The organism is Sphingobacterium spiritivorum (assembly GCF_016724845.1).
Classification (GTDB): Bacteria; Bacteroidota; Bacteroidia; order Sphingobacteriales; family Sphingobacteriaceae; genus Sphingobacterium; species Sphingobacterium spiritivorum_A.
Window position 1 is genome coordinate 878,095 of record NZ_CP068082.1, and the last position, 19,825, is coordinate 897,919.

Below are 19,825 nucleotides of genomic sequence, written 5' to 3' on the forward strand. Positions count from 1 at the left end.
GTTTTGATTATTAAAATAAGACCTTCTTTTAGTTGTCGATTGCCTAATAAACAGGAATGGTAAAGTATCCTCCGACAGTCAATCTGTTGAACTGTGTTTTGTCCATAGCCATCCGGTCGGCATACCTCACACTATTGCCGACGTATCCTACATAGAATCGTAAATCCTGTTTTTTGAAAGGCTTATGTTGTAAGGCGGCGAAATAGGTATAGTTTGTTCTGAAATCATTACCGACAGTCTCGTCATCTTTACTTCCGGCAGTTTCTATGGCACCCTTCAATGCAACTTCCCATTTATCATTCAGAAACTGATCATAACGCAATACCGCTGATTTGTATACCACGTTTTTAGCCAGCTGACGCTGATCTCCTGTCCGGGCATAGAAATCGTTGATGGCTCTGGATGCAATAAATGCATGATCCGCACCCATATGTGAGTATTGCAGATCCAGATAGATCATCTGATTATCTGTCTTGTATTTGTTGGCCAGTGAAATGGCCTGTGTGGCTCTCCCTTCGGCAAACTGAGCCAGATTATAGGACCATTTGGTATGAAAACGCTTATCTGCAAAAGACCCCACCCAGGTGAGATATCCGCCTACGGGAGCTTTGGCCCGCTTCAGATCACCCATAACAAAACCATTATTGGCCAGATGGGTATCAAAGGTATTGTTGACTGTATTGTACATCTGCAGGTGGAAACTGTGGTCCGTATTCAGGTTATAGGAAAGTTTACCTCCGACCACAAAGAGATTCAATATGCGGTCTACATAATCGGTAAACATAAATTCGTAGATCGGATTGTTTTCAAATTCATAGGATCCTACCATAGCACTCTGTTTTCCAAGCGTCACTGACCAGTCACGTTTATTTCCGAATTTGTACTCTATCGAAGCAAAATCCAATGCCTGAGAAGAGTTGTCGAGTCCTAAAGGTGAAAAAGATCTGTTGAGCCGGAACCTTACTTTATAAGACAGGCGATCATTATAGTCTCCATGCAGCAGAAGGCGGGCTTCCTCCAGATTGAAACGGCTCAAGGCCTCTTCTTTTCCCGGATTGTCAGCATCAAAAGCTGTCCGTAACAGAACATCAAATTTGAAAAGTTGCGCACGATCGGGTTCTGCAGTCTGCAGGGAATCGTCTTTACTTTCTGCCTGACCCGCAGGGTTTAACAAAGAGGCACGATTTTGCTGTGCGCAAACCAGATGAATTAATCCTGTAAAAAGAACTGTAAATGTTATACGTTTCATAAATGAAGTGAGATACCTTGATTGTAACAAGGATACCTCTACCGATTTAGAAACTTATAAGAATGAGATTAGAATAGTCTTAGAATGTTTTATTTCCGGGTAATACCACACGCACATGTGTTCCTTCACCTTCTTTGGAATGGAGTATCAGGTCTCCGTCGTGAAGATCAATAATATTTTTAGCAAGTAACAATCCTAAACCTGTGCCGTGTATATTCTGTACATTGGATGCTCTGTAAAAAGAATCGTACACAAACTTTTGTTCCTGATCGGGTATCCCGATTCCCTGATCCTGTATATTGATGATCACATTATTCCTGACGGAGCTTAAGGATATACGGACATCAAGGTCCTTGCCATACTTGCAGGCATTGGATACAATATTGCTAAGTGCAATGAACAGCAGGTTAAAATTGCCGTACACTTCCATGAGCGAGCTGTCTTCGGGCATGGCTTCAAAATCCAGATGAATAGACTGGTAGTCTTCGGCTTGTCTTTCGGAGCTAATCACCTTGAACAACACTTCATCGATACGTACGACATGATAATCCTTTTTGCTGTCCTCCAAACCGGATCGTGCTATCATCAGCAGATTATTGATCATACTGATAATGCTATCTGTCTCTGCAATTATATTTTTTAAAGACTTTATAGATTCATCACCCAGACTTTTGTCGCGTAAAGTAAGTTCAGCCTCTCCCTTTATAATGGTAAGCGGCGTCCGAAAAGAATGAGAGGCATTAGCTATAAAACTTTTCTGGGATTTGACAGATAGCTCCAGACGACTGATCATATCGTTAAAACTGTCGACCAGCATGGATACCTCATCATTGACCTGATTGGGTTTCTCGAGCCTCAGATTCAGGTTGGAAATACTGATTTTATCAATTTCTTTATTGATGGTGGCAATAGGTTTAATAATATGCCGGGCAAAAAGATAGGAAATAAGCGCTACGATCACTATACTGAACAGACCTGCATTTATCAATGTTCTGTCCAGACTGACCTGTTCTCCCAGTCCGTAATCATCCCGTCCTGAAGAAATAATAATAAGGTCTTTTTCGGCAGGAGGCCCCTGAAAATAGAGGGCAAAATATGCCGTATCTCTATCCATATACTGTGCCTGTCCTGATGAAATAACTTCCTGATAAAAATCAGCAGGCACAGGTAAATCAGGTTTCGTATTGACTTGCTTATCGCCCTTAGCTATGCGAATAATGTAGTCCTTTCCTTCTGTCAGCTGACGGAGATATGGACGCATCACTTCGTAGTACAGTTCATTAATATGCTCGGCTTTCTCAACGGTATGCTTTCCGACAATTTTTGCATTCTCTTCCAGCCGGTGAAAAAATTTGGTCCGTAGACTATCGCGTGTGAAATAAGAAATATAGAGGGCAAACCCAATAATGAGTGTCCAGCAGATCAGGTTAAAAAGAAGGATTATTTTAGTTCTTAATCTCATCAATATCTCTTAAAACATAACCCATCCCTACTACCGTATGTAATAATTTCTTATTGTATCCTTTGTCGATCTTATTGCGCAGGTAATTGATGTATACATCTACTACATTGGTACTGAGATTGAAATCCATTCCCCATACACTTTCCAGAATATCTATTCTGGATACGACCCGCTTTTGGTTTTTCATGAGAAATTCGAGCAGGCGAAATTCTGTAGCCGTCAGCGCAATATCTACATCCTGACGTTTTGCAATCTTGCTGCTGTAATCTAAGGTAAGATCGGCAAACTCTAAATTGCTATTTTCTTCGACCTTGCTGGTCTGGCCTATTTTTCTGGAGAATCTGCTGACACGGGCTTTCAGCTCTTCCATATTGAAGGGCTTGGTGAGGTAGTCATCGGCATCGCTTTTGAATCCGTCCACAATATCTTCAGGCTGATCAAGTGCAGAAAGTATAAGAATAGGAACATTTTTCTTCTGCTGGCGGATATTGCGACAGACTCTTAGTCCGTCCATTCCCGGAAGCATAACATCAAGAATAATCAGATCATAACTGCCCGAAACAGCCATTTCCAGCCCCGTAAGACCGTTAAGTGCCACAGAAATATTGAAATTCAATTCGGACAGTCCCCGACGAATAAGCGAAACTACAGCGCTGTCATCCTCTACCAATAATATTTCCAAATCTTCTTAAGTTAAAATGAAAGCCCGGAGTATAACAGTTATGTGTGCTATGTATTAAATAAACAACTTGTTTACAAAATGTTGTCGCAGGATTCTCCGGGTGAAAAAATTTCCTAACCACAAATATTGTAATTTAATTTTATTAATCAGTTTACACGAAATAATTTTTCATTCATTATGACGCGATAATGATCAAAAAAGGAAAATTAATACAGCAATTTAACGGGAATACGCGGCTGTGTGTCTATTGTTTTTTCAGAACATACTTATGCGTAAATGCTGTTTTACTATCTGACAGATCCCAATTGGAAATCTCTTTTTCAACAAGTTCAGGATATTTTTTACTGATATCCCGTAGAGAATTCCCAACCGATTTACGAAGATATTCGCTATCACTGGATTTATGCCGGCTGATAAATAGGATTGCTTCCTGCGGATGATCTTTAAAGTAAGGACGGCTTGTCCAGATTCTCAATCCTTCTGTAACTGCTCTGCAAATATTCGGGTGCTTTTCACTTAACCATTCTTTGATCTCAGGTAATGAATGTTCATAACCATTGTCCCTGCAGAACTGATCAAAGGCTTTTGCAATGATCTCCTGAACCTGCCAGCTTTCATCGTTGCGGGCACTTTCCTTTAAAACAGCGAGTACAGTCTTATCTTCAGCAGCGATAAACCCAAGGATAAAGATTCCTACGGAACGTACCTGATAAAAATCATGATGTAAAAGTTCAAGAGCTATATTCTTTGAGTCCGCCAAGGAGTGAGATCCGAATAGGTTTCTGGCTTCATCTTCAAAGGGTTTAAATCCATGTTCTGTTTTTATTATTCTCTGTATAAATTCAAACTCTTGCATAATTTGCTCTCCTTTTACTATTTGAAAATTACGAATTATAAAATCACAGTTGATCCGGGTACTTTACCGGAAGACCAGTCCGTTTGTCTACCGGCAATTGCGCATCCCGATTTCGCAATTCATCCGATAGTAACTTACTCAATTCAACGGTTTTGGATTTCATTTTTGAGTTGAGATCGTATTTTTCACCTATATCTTCTGCTATATTATAGAGTTCCAGTTTCCCTCTTTTCATATTGTACAGCAGTTTGTAATCACCTTTTCGTATAGCAGAGAAAAAATTTATTCCGGGTCCGTCAGTATTGATCCATTTATTAGGTACATGCCAGATCAGATTTCTGTCTTTCCACGAATCATCGGCCTTACCTTCCAGCAAAGTACACACACTCCGGCCGTCGATCTGCTTTTGTTCCATATTGCGGTTTCGTACACCTGCGATCTCCAGTATTGTCGGAAACAGATCTTCCATGATGACAGGTGTATCTTCCACTTTCGGTTTACGACTCTTTACATTTTTGATCAGCAAGGGTACTCTGATACCTCCCTCATAGACCGATCCTTTCCCGGCCCTCAAAGGCAGATTCTGGGTATGGATTTCACCTGAACGCGCAGGTGTAAGGCTTAATCCTCCATTATCACTGACAAATAAGATAACGGTATTATCATAGGCATCATGTTCCTTTAAATACCGGACAATATCACCTATACTTTTATCGTACCCTTCTACCAAAGAAGCATATGCCGCTTCCGTACTATCCAATCCTGCATCCAGATAGCGTTGTACAAAACGGGGATCTGCCTGTATAGGAACATGAACAGCATAATTGGAAAAGTTTAAAAAGACAGGCTGCTTTCTTTTAAGAGGCTCTTCCAACGACTTTAGTGCATCTCTGGTAAGTGCTTCTGTGAGAAATGTAGGTGTCCCATAATATTCCATGAGGTCAGGAACAGCCTGATAACTCGTTTTGCCCGGGAGGTTACCATAATTTTGTTCACCATAATAGCTTTGCGGGTGGCCTGCTGCATGGCCTGCAATATTTACCATAAATCCCAGATTCAACGGGCTGGCACCGGGAGTACCGGCTGATCCCCAATGTGCTTTACCTACATGAATGGTAAAATAGCCCTGATCACGTAACAATTTCGGTAATGGGGTCGCAAACACGGTATGTTCAATATCTGGCACAGGACTTAAGCCATTGATATTCCAGTCCGGCGGAGACAAGACTTCATCCTTATTATCTGTCGGACGATTGGCAACAGGATGTGTCCAATTGGTCACCCGATGACGGGCAGCATTCAATCCTGTCAGAAAACTGACACGTGACGGCGTACACACAGGAGTAGCATAGGCATTCGTAAATTTTATGGACTCTCCGGCCAGTATTTCCAGATTTGGTGTATGAAATTTTTTATTTATCGGAGTGATCTCTTTATAGAAAGGTTCAGACATATCCTGCCAACCCAGATCATCGACAAAAAAGACAACAATATTGGGTGATACGGATTGCGCTTCTGCCCTCCAGACCCATAACAAAAAAACAATAGTCCAGGCTAACTTTGTGCAGTAAGATCTTATCATAAGTAGTGAAATCTTGATCAAATAGTGTTAATGAACTGATACTCCGAATTTCTTATATGCAAGATACATTAATTTTCCAAATGAGGGTTGACCTTTCACAGACTCCTGATGCTGCAGGCTGACGGAGTTAAAAATTACTTTTCATTCTCCGGGAATGACTTAAATCCTGAACATACAAGATAGCCGGCAAAAGCTCCCAGAATAGAAGCAATTATATCTTTATAATCAAAATAGTTGTTTTTGAAAATAGTTCCCTGAATTAGCTCATATCCTATAAGTCCTATTGCTGTAAATATGGCGTGCTTTTGTAAGGTTATTTTCTGGTGTTGTGTAAAATAGAAGATAACCAGAATAAGTCCTGCAAAAAAATTTGGTGAAGCGTCAGCAATTCCGAAATCATTGATCTGGTTTGCGTAGATATATTGTCTGTAACTGGATTTAAATATAATGGCAACGATGGAGAGCAGGATTATTATGATCCATACATACTTAGTCTGTGAGAGCGATTTGAATTTCATTTTTTATTTCAGGTATTTTTGTCTTGGTATGAGCATATACGTGCTGAGTACTTCTGCTAAATTAAATAAAAAAGAGATTTACTACGGCATTTAGCAGCGAAAATAAGGGAAAAGCTCTTTATTTTTATGCTGTCCCTTTTCTTTCGTCAATAGAGATCGGGATTATTGTGAATCAGCATTTGAAAACACTGATTTTTAACGTGATATCTTCTGTCATCTAAAATCTGTGACGCTATTTTAGTATCTGATCTGCTAATAATCCTAACACAAGTCCGCCAACGGTTCCAAATATACCGAGTAATATCATGGGAATAGCGACAATAGTGGTTATCAGAGATTGTGATTCTCTTATTTGAATAGAATACTTTGACAAGTCAGCAGATGGAAGAGGGATCGCATTTGTTACCGCACTTTCAAAGTTGGATACAGTGTTGCCCTCGTTCAATTCTACCCTGTAGCTCCCAACCGGAGCGTAAAATCGGTACAGTTCCATTCTTCCGGTCGAAAAATCATTTGTTTGCGGTCTCAGTAATGAAGGATTTAATTTTATTTCCTGATTTTCTGATTTTTCACAGATGTGCAGTCTGAATTTGTCAACGGGTGTTCTTTTAAACATTTCTCCTTTTTGCCAAACAGAAAAGTTTCCTGCTTTTGTAACTGCAAAGGTTCCGACTTTTTGTACGTACGGAATTTCCAGTACAATCTTACCATTAAAGGTTTTACGGATTAGTTGTATGCCCCGGATTAAAATAAAAACTCCTATCGGGATTAGACAAAAGAATAATATCTGGAGCGAAAGCAATGTCATTCAGTATGTAAATTAGTTTTTAATCCTGTTTTACTTTTATTCAAAAGCGGAAGGTAGCGTAAAACAGTGACAAAAGGAGGATCTTCTTATTAATCTAAATCTTTCTGACTGACTTTAAAACTTTCATTGGTATAACGCAAAACTCCTTTCCATTTTCCGTTTAAAGTAAATAGCTCGCCTGATTTTTTATTTCTCACGATTAATTCAAAGGAGCAGGTAATATTATACCTATCAATGGTTTTTTCAAGAATTAGCTTTGATTTTGCTGGGATATTAAGTTCCATGGAGAATGACATCTGGTGGTTGTATGGTTTTGTTAGTAAACTATCCGTCAGTGAAAACCGATCTGTATAGTAACTAAATCTACCGTCACCATAGTAGATTTCGGGTACACTAACCTCAAAGTATGCTTTATCAAAATCCTTGGGAAGTTCTTTTCCATTTTTATCAAATTGAAAAACAGAAGTCTTGACAAGATCCTCAAATACTTCTTTGTGCTGGACATTTATAAGTATAGCAGACGGATTACTAAACTCTTCAGCAGCAAAGCCAACTTTTACAGTATCTATTTTATCGTTTTCTGAGAGGAAATAGGTGAGTTTCTGAATTTCATATTTATGAATATCTGTATCCTTATTATCAGTTTCTGGCTTTACTGTATCTTTAGAACAGCCTGAAAGAAATAAAAAAACAACAGCAACATAGTATAATAACAATCTTCTACAATTAAACAGATATTCCAAAGCCATAATCAAAAATAAAAATCAACAAACCCGAATATAGCGATATTTTATTACATTTTAAATATTAAAATAACCTCTTTTAGCATACTTGTGCTTTTATTTGGAAGCACAAGCGGATGCTTGCGCCAAAGAACGAAATTATTTCAGAAAATTGTTAGAGGAATAACAGGATTTCCGGTAAATTACGGCATGAATACTATTGTTCTGATACTTGGAGCGCCGAACGATGCAATGGGCAATTTATCACAGATTGCGAAAGACAGACTGGATCATGCCTGTAATTTTTATCAGGCTAACCCTGATGTAAGGATGGTATGTACCGGAGGTTTCGGAGCACATTTCAATAACACTGAAAAACCACATTATTTCTATTCAAGGAAGTATCTGATTGATAAAGGAATACCTGACACTGCAATCTTAGACGGGCCTCTTTCTACAAACACTGTAGAGGATTTTAAATTGTCCAAAGAACTAATTTCGCAATTGAATCCAGATATTCTGATTGTGATAACCTCAGACTTTCATATGCAAAGAGCCGGAATACTATACAGACGGTTTATTGATGGGGCCAAAGTCCTGTTTATGCCCGCTCCGTCCTCTTTGTCAGAAGCAGAACTGATACCGCTTGTCGAACATGAAACAGGTGCTGTAAAAAAACTGCAGGACAAAATGGATGAGCAATAAATCCTGCTACAACAAATCCTTATTCCTTTTCAAATACTTCAATATGATCCTGTATCGTTTTTTCGGTTTGAATAATATCCATAATGATCATTTTAAATGTCTGTTTTGTGTTTTTATCTGTCTGATTTATATTTGAATACAGAAAACCCATTAAAAAATCACTCTTATCATTCAATGTTTGTTTTAATTCTTCGATATTAGAGAGTGTAGCTATTTTTTTATAATCGATTAGATCAATTTTGGTGTTAGAAACAGATTTCCATGCATTGATTTTAACTTTTGGAATATATATTCCTTTGGATCGCATCACAATATCTAAAACAGCAACATCCTTGTTATCCGCATAAAAGTCCAGTGAATCGATTAATGATCTTTGCTTAGGAATAATCGCTTTAATATCTTCTTTAGATTCTACAAGTTCACTCCGGATAGTTGAAAATATCTGGTTAATATAGGCTTTATCTTTTCGTTCGGAATTCCAGTTATCAATAAAAAGAGCGATCAGAATACCTGCAATTACCGGGATGATCTCTTTAATAAACGGAATACTATAATCTTTAATTTTTCTCTTCATTAATATGTTTGTTGGATAGCATTAAGGCAAACCCTCTATAGGTCTGCTAAATTACAAAAAATGCCCAAAATTTCTGTTTCTGTGGATGATAACACGTAATATTTGACTTGTATTATCCCTTATCGTGGAAACAATAGTTTAGCGACGCATATGCTTTTATGCCACAGGCGGACGCTTGATAGAGAAGTTCAAAAGAGTCTTTACAAAATATTATGAATGTTGTACTCTTACTTTGTTTGCAGTACTTCGGTTGTGCTTGTGCTACGACCAATGATTACAGAATAGAAGCATAGTTTACTATTTAATACTATAGTCCACCATTTCGCTTAACTTATCTGAAAGACAGTTTTTAAAACGTATTTTTCTTTTCAATTTCAGGTAATGCTTCATCAATTCTTTTAGCCAGTTCGGGAAGTTTAATCGTTGGAACCGCAGGAAAGAGATGATGTTCCAAATGATAAAACATACTGAATGTGAGCTTATTTTTCCACCAACTTCTTTGAGTTCTTGCATATTCCGGGCTTTCATGGGTATCATGATGCACAGTCCAAACAGCAAAAAAAGCCATTAAAAATTCCCCTGTAAGCATCACAATAATATGATAAATTAAAAAATCTATCTTGAAATAAAAAACAAGGGAAACGAAAACAGCAATGGAAATAAGTTCTAAAGCCATATTTCTTCGGTAACTTTTGTTTCCTAACTGCCAGGTTACTTTATGAATCAAAAACATATGAACCGGTCCGTATAAAATGGCTCCGTACCAGGTCATATTTGCAGACTTGCCTTCATAATCATCTTCAGATAAGCAATATTTATGATGTCTTATATGATTAAATTTTACTGCATGAATAGACACTAACATTAAAACACTGTTTATATAGAGAGATAACCAGGTCAGAAATTTGTTTGTACCGAGTGAGTTATGAAATCCATTATGAACTTGTCTTAATCCTGTTAAAAAGAAAAAGGCTGAAAAAGGGAGAGCTAAAATGTAACTACCAGAATAAGCGAGTGCAATTGAGATCACAAACCAAGGAATTGTTAAATTATTTTCGATTAACATTTCTCTCCATGTTAACTTTTTCAAGTCTTTCCATTCGACTTTTTTTAATAGTTCCTGATGTGTCATAATAAAATGATTTTTACGTTACCAGAATTGACAACACTAATTATTTACACGAAACTAATATATAGATTTTCCGCAATGCTATTTCTATACATGAATTTAATTTTCACTTATTTTTTACTAAAAGTAATGAAAGAACTACACCCCACCTATCCTACCCCTTAACGCCCCTTATAACTCAAACATTAGCGTAGCGGTGCTTGTGCTTTATATCATTGTGTCACAAACGGATGCTTGCGACAGACAAGATTTACCCTCTCATCCAACCAAAGATAAAAAGCTCTGACCTTCGTCAGAGCTTTTCAATCATATCTCACGCTTTGAAAACGTATCAGACATGTGTTTGCCTTGTTTATTTCGTAACTGTAACCACGATATCATCAATAAAAATACGGTTTACGGTAGATGGCCAGTTACCGGAACGCTGGTCAAAAGCGCCGCCCAAGAGCCAGAACTGGGTTTCGGAAGTAGCTCCTGTAATCACAAAAGAATATGTTGCTTCCGGGGCTTTCCAGGAAGCCCGGCTGGATTCCAGATTGGAGTTGGTAGCAGGTATATTGTTGATTTTAAACTCACTTACACTCACTTTTCCCGGTCCTTTGACACCTACAGTAAGGACATTATGATCACCGCTGGCATAGCGCACAGCTTTAAAGGTCACCAGCAGGTTCTTCGTGCGTTGTACATTGGCAAGTTTCGGAGAGATGAGATCCCCTCCGTAGTTCGTCCGGCCCAATTTTATAAACCCCGGACGTGCATAGATAGAAGCATAACTTCCTCCTCCTTCAGTCGTGTTGACAGTACTTGTCCAGCCTTTTGCAACTTCGGCCGAAGTCCAGGAGCCGATCCTTGTTTCACCGGTGGTTACACTAAAAATTTCACTTCCATACGTTAACCAGTTGAAGTTCTCATTTAACACAACATCTCCCTCGACCTGCAACTTCACTCCCTTTTGATAAACCGTCAGCGGAGTAGCTTGCTGTACATCATCCAGAAACAAGAGTAGATTTGCGGTACGTTCAATATCCGTATTTTTATTGACCCGGATGGTTACAGGTGTATCACCCGAACCTTCTGCCGGAGAGATTTCCAGCCACTCCGCTCCCTCTTCAGGCGCTATTCTCCATTTGCCTGTGGAACGAAGAATATAGTTACCCGTAAGTCCAGCTTCAGGAACATCTAACTTCTCCGAAATACCATCAATTTTCAGGTAAGGATCTTTTTGCTGTTCTCCGGTTGTAGCTGCAGCCTGCTCAATTTTGAGCACATTGCTTTGCAACTGTCCGTTGACCGTAAAAAATAAAGTCATCGTACGAACCTCCTGATCCTTGTTTTTGGTTACCGTCACAGTAAAAGTACCATCTCCGCTACCTTCTGCCGGATCTATCTTAAACCAATGTTCTTTACGCAAGGGCTGAACTTTCCAGTTGCCTCCCGACTGCACGGTAAAGGTCGCAGATGAGCCGTTTGCAGCGACTTCCATCTTTGAAGGATTATCTTTCAGTGTTAAAAAGTTGTTTATTTCATTTTCATCTTTACAGGACGAAAAAAGTATAGTTAAGCTAAGACAAAAGGCCATTATAGCTTTTGGCAGAGCCTTCAGACTGTAATAATTGGTCGTTTTCATGAGTTTCATATTTCTATTTTACCTGCATCTCTACACGTTCTTTCATCACGGTCGTGACATTCCCTATTGTATATTGGTAAGACAACAGGAACACATTGGTTCGCATACCGAAAGTCTCCTCTACTTTGAATTTATTGGGATAAGCCGGGTCATTATTCAACTGCACAATCTTGATGTCCTTATACGGCTTAATGGTCACATTGTTAAATTCGTCCATTTCCAGAATAAGACAATTTTTCTCAATATTAGGAACCTTGGAGACAAAAGTTTCACTTCCCGCCACCATGCGTACACTATTGGTAGTCAATGGAAACAACTGTTTATTTGCAGCTGTGGCAAGACCATTGGCAAAACCGACCATAGCATACATTGAATTTTTCGCCTGCGATGCAAACTCATTCTCAATAATCACCTGATACAACATGGTACTTTTAGTAGGCTTAATTTCCACACCGGAAGCATTAGTTGCTTTTAGTCCGATAAAGTAGGTCGAGTCCGGAGATAATCCGTCCGGACGTAATTTAATCATCGTGCGTCCGGTCAGTTCACCTGCCTTGATCACGATCTTATCATCCATGATATCATATTTTCCTTTAGGCAGTAATTTGGCATACAGATCTTCTGCATTATCATACACTGCAAAGTTATATTTTGCCAGAGGAGCCGAATCTTCTTCCAATCCGATAATCAGATCTTGTGTCGGTGCGTGAGTACCTCCTGAAGATGCCGCTACATATCCTGTAACCTCTTCACCCGTCAGCTGGACAACTTCTTTAAAGGTATTGTGATAATCAGAACTGATTAACGCTACCTCATTTTTGTACATTTCCTTTTCGAACACTTCATTGTCCTTACAGGAAGCAAATAAGGTCGAAATTGCAAGTATTGCTATCAAACTTTGTTTCATAAATATTTCGTTATGGTCTTCCGTCAGCCGTACGGACAGCGGAAGACCTGTATATTATCTTCTTCTGTTGCTTATTCCTAATTATATCCCGGGTTCTGATCCAGTGAAGGTAATCTTCGCATCTCAGCACGTGGTATAGGTACCCAGATCAACTTCTTGTCTACCTGACGTGTCAGGAAGGAGGAAGTACCCGGTGAAACTCTTCTGTAGAATGACTCACGCGTTGCACCATCCGGATTCATGCCGCGGATAGGTTCACGTTCCGTCTCTTCATACATACCCCAGCGACGTACATCATAGAAACGTCTGTTCTCCCATAAGAATTCAACCATACGCTCGCGCTCAATCTGCTTTTGCACCTCTGCTTTACTGGAAAGCTGAGCAGATGATAAGCCGGGTAAGCCTGCGCGGTAACGCACCATATTAAAAGAGGTTTTGATCTCATTCTCATCACGGCCAAGCGTATAGCTCTGATCCCCGACCTGTACGGTATGACTTCCGGTCAGGTTATTCATGGCTTCCGCATAAGACAATAACATTTCAGCGTATCGGATAATCGGATATGCCTTAGGCATCATCCGGGCACCTGTACCCGTAAGTGCGTCAAAGGCATGGTTCCATTTTTTGATCACATAGCCGGTAAGCGGATAGTTAGGTGAAGATGCCGATACCCCGCCACGGCCATCGGATTCCTGATAGAAATATTTGGCAGTATGGTTATTCAGTGTAGTACTGGATAAAGCTTGCCATACAGCACCATTGAAACCCACCGAAGCATAGAAACGCATCTCCCGGTTGGCATACATCTTGAATATACCCGCATTCATTGGATACCCGGAAAAATTGCGTGACTGTGTAGTAAAGAGATCGGCAAATGTTCCGCCCGCAGGCAGGTCAGCAACTGATTCAAAATAAGTATCACCCCGGGCCTCTTCTCTGGTACGACCGTCATCCATCAGGTAGGCATCTACCACTTTTTGTGTCACGGAAAAACGTCCCCAGCCACCCAAAGTCGGAGGAAGTGCACCCTGGTTTAAATTGGTATTAAGGTATGCGGTATTTCTTCCCCAGATATATTCCGGGTTAATAGAAGCTACGGCTTCTCCGGTAAATACATCAGAATACGATCTGAATGCATCAATTCCCTTAGCGCCGTTAGGATAGGCTCCATAGAAGCTGGGATCAGAGGTAACTCCGGCAGGGAGTGCTGGTGTTCTTTCGTCGGCCGGCACTGTATACAATTTGTACCTTCCCATATCCATCACCCGCTTTGCTGCGGCAGCAGCCACTGCCCAGCGTCTTTCATTATACTGCTGAGATACATAGTGTACACCATCTGTCTTACGTACCCAGCTACCATAATAGGAGTTGGCTGCTGCACCGCCATTAAACAACGGACTAGCGTGGATCAACCGCAAACGGGCGATTAAAGCAAATGCGGCTCCTTTGGTCGGCTTACCAAAATCCAGTAAACTGACATCAAGAGGCAACTGTACAGCAGCCTTTTCAAATTCGCTGCAGATATATTCCATCGCTTCATCATATGTTGCTCTCGGACGATCATAATATTCGATCGTCTCATTGGTACTGACGATATCATCCCCCAACAATATCGGAGGGCCGAAATCTATAATCAGATTGTAGTATGCATAGGCACGTATAAAACGGGTATAGCCTTCAATCCGGTTACGATCCGCATAAGTCATATCCCTGGGCAAATCAAGATTCTTCAATATCGTATTCGCTTTACGGATAATCTTATAGTATTTCCCCCACTGATTAAGTCCCCCGTAAAAATCAGGTGTGATATTTCCGGTAACAAAGTCCATCCCATAGTAAATATTGGTAGTTCCCGTTCCGGTCAATCCGTTTATAGCCTCGTCGGTTGCCATTGGTCCCGGTGTATAATTACTACGGATGGTATTGGATTCATCCGGAAACATTGCTGCTGCTCCCCACATGTAAGCTTCCATATACCGGGTATTTGTAAATGCCGAATCAATATTAAATTCGTCATCAAAATAATTGTCGATATTAAGATAATCTTTACAGGATGTTGCCATAAACAACAGCGGCAAAGCCAGTGCGACTTGTATTATTCTTTTTATGATTACTGACGTTTTCATGTCTTTAATTTATATCTGTACTACTAAAAATTAATATAGGCCTGTACCGAATAGGTCGATGGTATAGGATATTTACGTCCGCCCCAGGCAGCCTGTTCCGGATCAAATATTTTGACATTATCCCAGATATACAGGTTGTTACCTACAAACTGAAGATCCATGGATTTAACACCTACACGCTTAAGGAATTTCGGACTCACATTATAACTCAGTGTAACCTCCTGTAAACGGATATAACGTGCGTCTCCCTGCCAGAAGGTAGACAACTGGCTGTTGTTGCTGTTATTGCCGTATTGCATACGTGGAAAACGGGCATTTGGATTTTCTGCCAGAGATAAATCAATGCCCTGCTCTAAAGCATAATCTCTCGGAATCCATCGGTTAGCAGGATCATTGACCAGAGAGATCAGGTTGCCGTCCGTTCCTCCGAAGAAAGGCATATAACCCATACCTGTATTTTCAACTACCCCTTTATAATTCATCGGTTGACCCACATAGAAGAAAGAAGTTTTACCCGTTCCTTTGAAAAGCACACCAAGAGAAAGGTTTTTGTAACGGAATTCTCCACCAAAGCCGTACATCGTCAACGGGTAGTTACTGTGTGTCAACGGCACTTTGTCCAAAGTATTGATCACACCGTCACCATTCACATCCTTATACTTGATATCTCCCGGTAATACTGCTCCAAAACTCTGCGTAGGACTATACTTGATATCATCCTCATCTTTGAACAAGCCCAGAGACTGGTATCCGCGGATAGAATTGTACGGATAGCCGTTATACTCCAGATACGAATACTCCAGATAAGCCTGCTCCCAGTTTTGCACCACATTTTTAGAATACGTAAAATTACCACGCAATGTCAATGTCATATCGTTATTGATCTTGGTCGTATATGTAATATTTCCGTCAGCACCGGAACTTTTCATGCGGCCGACATTGGCATAAGGATTGGAAATTACCCCTACATAATCCGGAACCTGCACGCGTGGCTGGAAAATACCATTACGCTGATCCTGGAAAAAATCAATCACAAAGTCGATCTTATTATTGAACAGTTTTCCTTCTATACCCACGTTGGATTTGATCGCGCGTTCCCAGGCCAGATTATCTGCCCCTATACGGGTTTCTGTAATGGTTTCAATACCTCCTACTCCCCACACATTACTTTCGTAGATATCTGCCTTTGTCAGATAAGGAAAGCGAACGGCGTTAGAAATTCGGTCGTTACCTACCGTACCATAAGAAGCTCTGATTTTAAAGTAGTCTAACCAGGGAGCTGCTTCATGTACAAATTTGTATCCGGTAGGTACCCAACCCAATGCTATGGACGGAAAGAAACCATATTGACGTCCTGGCTGGAAGTTTTCTGAACCTGTATAACCAAAGTTGACATCCAATAAATAAGTATCTCTGAAACCATAGGTAAACCTGCTTGACACCCCCTGATAACGTACCGGAATAGCGGTAAGATTATTTGTTGCATCATCGGTATCTTTGGCATCACTGAGGTAATAATAAAGCAATGCCGAGGTACGGTGGTCATCACCAAATTTCTTATCATAATTTAGTGTAGACTCAAAATGATACTTACGATATTGTCTTAAGTTTTTAACATATGCTGCCGGTCTTTCCTGTACTTTCTGAGCCATAATCAATGATCCGTCCAGATTACGACCGGTTGCTTCATACAGTGCCGGCTGTATCCACCTGCGCTCTGCAAAATAGCTGTGAAGGTCATAAGCTCCCTGTGCACGGATTTTCAATCCGTCAAGCAAGCTTTTCAGATCCTGATCAAGTGCCAGCGTAACTTTTCCCTTGTAAATCTGCTGATTGTAGCTACCGGTACGGTTGATCATGACATAAGGAGAGGAACGTTCTCCGCTACCTACACCCGGTAACAGTCCGTTGGAATATTGAATCGGAATAGACACAGGAGTTAGTGTAGACTGCGTTTTCCAGATAAAGTCCGTATCGGCTATACCAGGCTCTTTCTTGTCCGACAGAAATCCATCTGATCCTAAAAATACTTTGGTTGTCTTGGTCAGGTTGATATCCAGATTCACCCGGTAATTGTAGGTATTATAGCCTACATTGGAACTGTAAATAGAATTTTTGTCCACTTTGTATGCCGCAGTTTCGGTGTTCCCCCCCAGACTCAGGAAATAACGGGCAACCTCTGATCCTCCGCGACCAGAAGTATAATAACTCTGACGCCAGAAGTTTTTATTGAGGATTTCATCCTGCCAGCTGATATCCGGATACATATCCGGATCCAGGTTATACTTTATAATCCCTAATTCCGTATCGTTGAATAAAGGTTCACTGCCACGCACAGCGGAAGCCTCATTAGCCAGCAAGGCATAGTCGTAAGCGCGAAGATATTCAGGCAGGCGACTGAGACGGGACATAGTCGAATTGACACGTCCGGTTATCTGAATACGGTCTACAGTACCACGCTTGGTCGTTACTAAAACGACCCCGTTGGCACCCCTTACACCGTATACCGCAGTAGCCGATGCATCCTTCAGAATAGAAAAGCTCTCCACATCTGCCGGGTCAATGGTATTCAGATCGCCTTCAAGACCGTCGATAAGGACTAGTGCTTTGGCATTGGCACCAAAGGTACCGATACCACGTATCCAGAAGTCAGCGATATTCGCTCCGGGTTCACCCGAAGTCTGCATCGAAATAACACCCGCTGCACGTCCGCCTAATAAGTTGGCGATAGAAGGAGCAGGACTTTGCAGTTGCTTTACATCTACAGTCGTAATAGCACCTACGGAACTGATTTTCCGCTGCTGGGCTCCCAGACCAACGACTACAACCTCCTCTATATTCGTACTTTTTTCCAGTAATGTTATAGTCAGATTTGCGGTAGATTCTACCACCAAATGTTCTGTCGTTTCGTATCCTACACTCGTAAATACTAATCTGTCCCCGTATATAGCTTTAATATTAAATTTACCCTTTGCGTCTGTCGAAGTAGTCCCGGTAGGTTTATCCTTGACATAAATCGACACACTGGATACCGGCTGCCCCTTATCATCAACGACACTCCCCGCAACCGTTAGCTGTTCTTGTTCTTGTGTTTGTTGTGCATACGTAACCGAAAAACACAGGTATAGCGGTAGCATACACAAAAAATGAATGATCTTCATGATATTGTAATAGGTTAATTATTCGATAACTAGTTTACGGATGCGTGCATTATTCCAATCGGCGATATAGATATCTCCCTGATCATTGACGGCCACTCCCCAGGGTTGGTTGAACTGGGATTCGACTGGTCCTCCGTCTTTATAACCGGCTTTCGTAGGTTGCCCGGCAACTGTAGAGACGATACCATCAGCAGACAACATACGGATACAATGATTGCCGTAATCTGCGATAAACATATTTCCGGCTCTGTCAAACTTGATATCTTTCGGGAAATTGAATACCGCATCTGCTACCGGTCCGTCCCGGAATCCTGAACCTCCCGGTGCATTGATACGTTTAAATCCTCCGGTACCGTTGGGATCACGAAGGTCTAAAACTGAAATCCCCTGGGCAAAAGTATTCGGACTGGCGTTGGAATGCAGGGTGATATAGAGCTCCCATGGTTTAGCCGGATTGATCGCCTGTCCGTACTGGGAGCCGTAAGGTCCCTGATGTACGATAGTAGCTGCATAGGTAACCGGATTTATTTTTGCTACTTTTCCGTCACGAAAACGGGTATACAGATGTCCGTCATAAGGACAGAAAGTAACGAAGTTAGCATAGCGGTCGGCCTGCACGATAGAACCGTAATCAGCAGCAGAGAATTGAGCATTACGCTGACGCAATATCCAGGCTTCTCTGGGATCGAACGAGAAGAATACTTCAGCCACAGATTCGTGTGATACGGTCATAATACCTGTTGCACGATCTACAGTAACCCCATTGGCATACGGATTCGGTGATGAGGCTGCCGAGTATAAAGGAGTCACGATATTTTCCTTCTCATTAATACGTGCAATACCAAATGAACCTCCGTCACGCCAGGTCATAAATAAATTGCCCTGCGCATCCATATCCAGATACTTGCCGTATACATGTGCCTGATCAAGCGGACCGGCTAAAAAGTTCTTGTCACCTGTCCCGGTGACTGTGCTGACCTGCGCCTGAATATGATAGGTAAATGAATTGTTGTAAACGACTGAATCTTTCCCGATAACAACAGAAATCTTTGGGTCATCGCCCGGAAGACGGGGTACGATAGCGTATATACGCTCTCCACTGGAGGAAATGACAGAGGCCTGCGCATTATTGAAATACACTTTGATCTTCCCCGGGTCGGATCCGAAGTTTTGACCATCCAATAGAATTTTGTCCTTTGCCCCACCCTCCATCGGATAAAAACTTGTCAGGACAACAGGTTTATTCGGGTCATAAGCTTTTTGCTCAAGCTCACTTTTACTTTCACAGCTGCTGAAAAACAGGGCAACGACGAAAGAACAAGCGGTTAATAAGTAGCAGTTCATTACATAAATAGTTTAGGTTGAGTAAATGTTCTTTTTCAGGGGCAATATTAGGGATGTACTGTTTGCTTAAGGTTAACAGCATATTATTATAATATAAGGATTTAACGTTTTTTAACAGGATAATTCACTAACTCTTAACATAAGACTTAATGACACAGCCGGAGCAATAGCAAAGAGGAATGCTGATTTTAAGCAAAGATTTCATGCAGGTCTCCGCACCAAAGTGTGCATATCTAAATAAAGGCAGCGGGAAAATGCACAAGATTTTTCTATTCCGAACTTGAGATAAAACCGGAATAGTTTAGGAAGAAAGAGAAAGGAGTAAACAAAAGTTTATACTGAAGATACCGGAAGTTTCAGGGGATCTGAAACT

At 40.8% G+C, this 19,825-nt stretch carries 16 protein-coding genes; 1 reads left to right on the plus strand and 15 read right to left on the minus strand.

From position 1 onward, the window contains the following. Positions 1–43: 43 nt before the first annotated feature. The 8 genes from I6J03_RS03605 to I6J03_RS03640 form a co-directional block, all read right to left on the minus strand. Complete coding sequence (locus I6J03_RS03605) at positions 44–1,249, minus strand: porin (RefSeq protein ID WP_003010200.1); 1,206 nt, start codon at positions 1,247–1,249, stop codon at positions 44–46. Between the two features lie 79 nt (positions 1,250–1,328). Beyond that, complete coding sequence (locus tag I6J03_RS03610; protein WP_003010198.1) at positions 1,329–2,711, minus strand: HAMP domain-containing sensor histidine kinase; 1,383 nt, start codon at positions 2,709–2,711, stop codon at positions 1,329–1,331. Beyond that, the gene (locus tag I6J03_RS03615; RefSeq protein ID WP_003010196.1) at positions 2,695–3,393 is read right to left on the minus strand and encodes a response regulator transcription factor; all 699 of its coding nucleotides are present in this window, start codon (positions 3,391–3,393) and stop codon (positions 2,695–2,697) included. Before I6J03_RS03615 ends, I6J03_RS03610 begins: the two co-directional genes overlap by 17 nt. A 244-nt stretch (positions 3,394–3,637) precedes the next feature. Then, positions 3,638–4,249: a DNA alkylation repair protein gene (locus tag I6J03_RS03620; protein ID WP_003010195.1), complete on the minus strand. Its 612-nt coding sequence runs from the start codon at positions 4,247–4,249 to the stop codon at positions 3,638–3,640. A 43-nt stretch (positions 4,250–4,292) separates the two neighbouring features. Continuing rightward, the gene (locus I6J03_RS03625; RefSeq protein ID WP_003010192.1) at positions 4,293–5,831 is read right to left on the minus strand and encodes a sulfatase; all 1,539 of its coding nucleotides are present in this window, start codon (positions 5,829–5,831) and stop codon (positions 4,293–4,295) included. Between the two features lie 134 nt (positions 5,832–5,965). Further along, positions 5,966–6,349 carry a hypothetical protein gene (locus tag I6J03_RS03630; protein WP_003010188.1) on the minus strand — a complete coding sequence of 128 codons (384 nt, stop codon included), beginning with the start codon at positions 6,347–6,349 and terminating at the stop codon, positions 5,966–5,968. 232 nt (positions 6,350–6,581) lie between these two features. Further along, positions 6,582–6,965: a hypothetical protein gene (locus I6J03_RS03635; RefSeq protein WP_232279799.1), complete on the minus strand. Its 384-nt coding sequence runs from the start codon at positions 6,963–6,965 to the stop codon at positions 6,582–6,584. Positions 6,966–7,246: 281 nt separating this feature from the next. Next, a complete protein-coding gene (locus I6J03_RS03640) occupies positions 7,247–7,906 on the minus strand; it encodes a hypothetical protein (RefSeq protein WP_003010183.1) in 660 nt (219 codons plus the stop codon). 183 nt (positions 7,907–8,089) lie between these two features. Between I6J03_RS03640 and I6J03_RS03645 the strand changes: the two genes are divergently transcribed. Then, positions 8,090–8,584: a YdcF family protein gene (locus I6J03_RS03645; RefSeq protein ID WP_039990277.1), complete on the plus strand. Its 495-nt coding sequence runs from the start codon at positions 8,090–8,092 to the stop codon at positions 8,582–8,584. 19 nt (positions 8,585–8,603) lie between these two features. On the opposite strand, the gene I6J03_RS03650 is transcribed toward I6J03_RS03645, so the two are convergent. From I6J03_RS03650 to I6J03_RS03680, 7 genes are all read right to left on the minus strand, one after another. After that, complete coding sequence (locus tag I6J03_RS03650) at positions 8,604–9,158, minus strand: hypothetical protein (RefSeq protein WP_201694154.1); 555 nt, start codon at positions 9,156–9,158, stop codon at positions 8,604–8,606. 349 nt (positions 9,159–9,507) lie between these two features. Then, positions 9,508–10,290, minus strand: a complete 783-nt coding sequence (locus I6J03_RS03655) for a fatty acid desaturase family protein (protein WP_003010171.1) — start codon at positions 10,288–10,290, stop codon at positions 9,508–9,510. Between the two features lie 349 nt (positions 10,291–10,639). Next, positions 10,640–11,923 carry a BACON domain-containing protein gene (locus tag I6J03_RS03660; protein ID WP_003010169.1) on the minus strand — a complete coding sequence of 428 codons (1,284 nt, stop codon included), beginning with the start codon at positions 11,921–11,923 and terminating at the stop codon, positions 10,640–10,642. Positions 11,924–11,927: 4 nt separating this feature from the next. Further along, positions 11,928–12,821: a BT_3044 domain-containing protein gene (locus I6J03_RS03665; RefSeq protein WP_003010165.1), complete on the minus strand. Its 894-nt coding sequence runs from the start codon at positions 12,819–12,821 to the stop codon at positions 11,928–11,930. 77 nt (positions 12,822–12,898) lie between these two features. After that, complete coding sequence (locus I6J03_RS03670; protein ID WP_003010163.1) at positions 12,899–14,947, minus strand: RagB/SusD family nutrient uptake outer membrane protein; 2,049 nt, start codon at positions 14,945–14,947, stop codon at positions 12,899–12,901. A 23-nt stretch (positions 14,948–14,970) separates the two neighbouring features. Next, positions 14,971–18,108, minus strand: coding sequence for a SusC/RagA family TonB-linked outer membrane protein (locus I6J03_RS03675; RefSeq protein WP_039990275.1), 3,138 nt, complete (start codon positions 18,106–18,108; stop codon positions 14,971–14,973). An 18-nt stretch (positions 18,109–18,126) separates the two neighbouring features. After that, positions 18,127–19,452 (minus strand): IPT/TIG domain-containing protein, encoded by a 1,326-nt coding sequence (locus I6J03_RS03680; RefSeq protein ID WP_003010157.1) that lies wholly within the window; start codon positions 19,450–19,452, stop codon positions 18,127–18,129. Positions 19,453–19,825 lie beyond the last annotated feature (373 nt).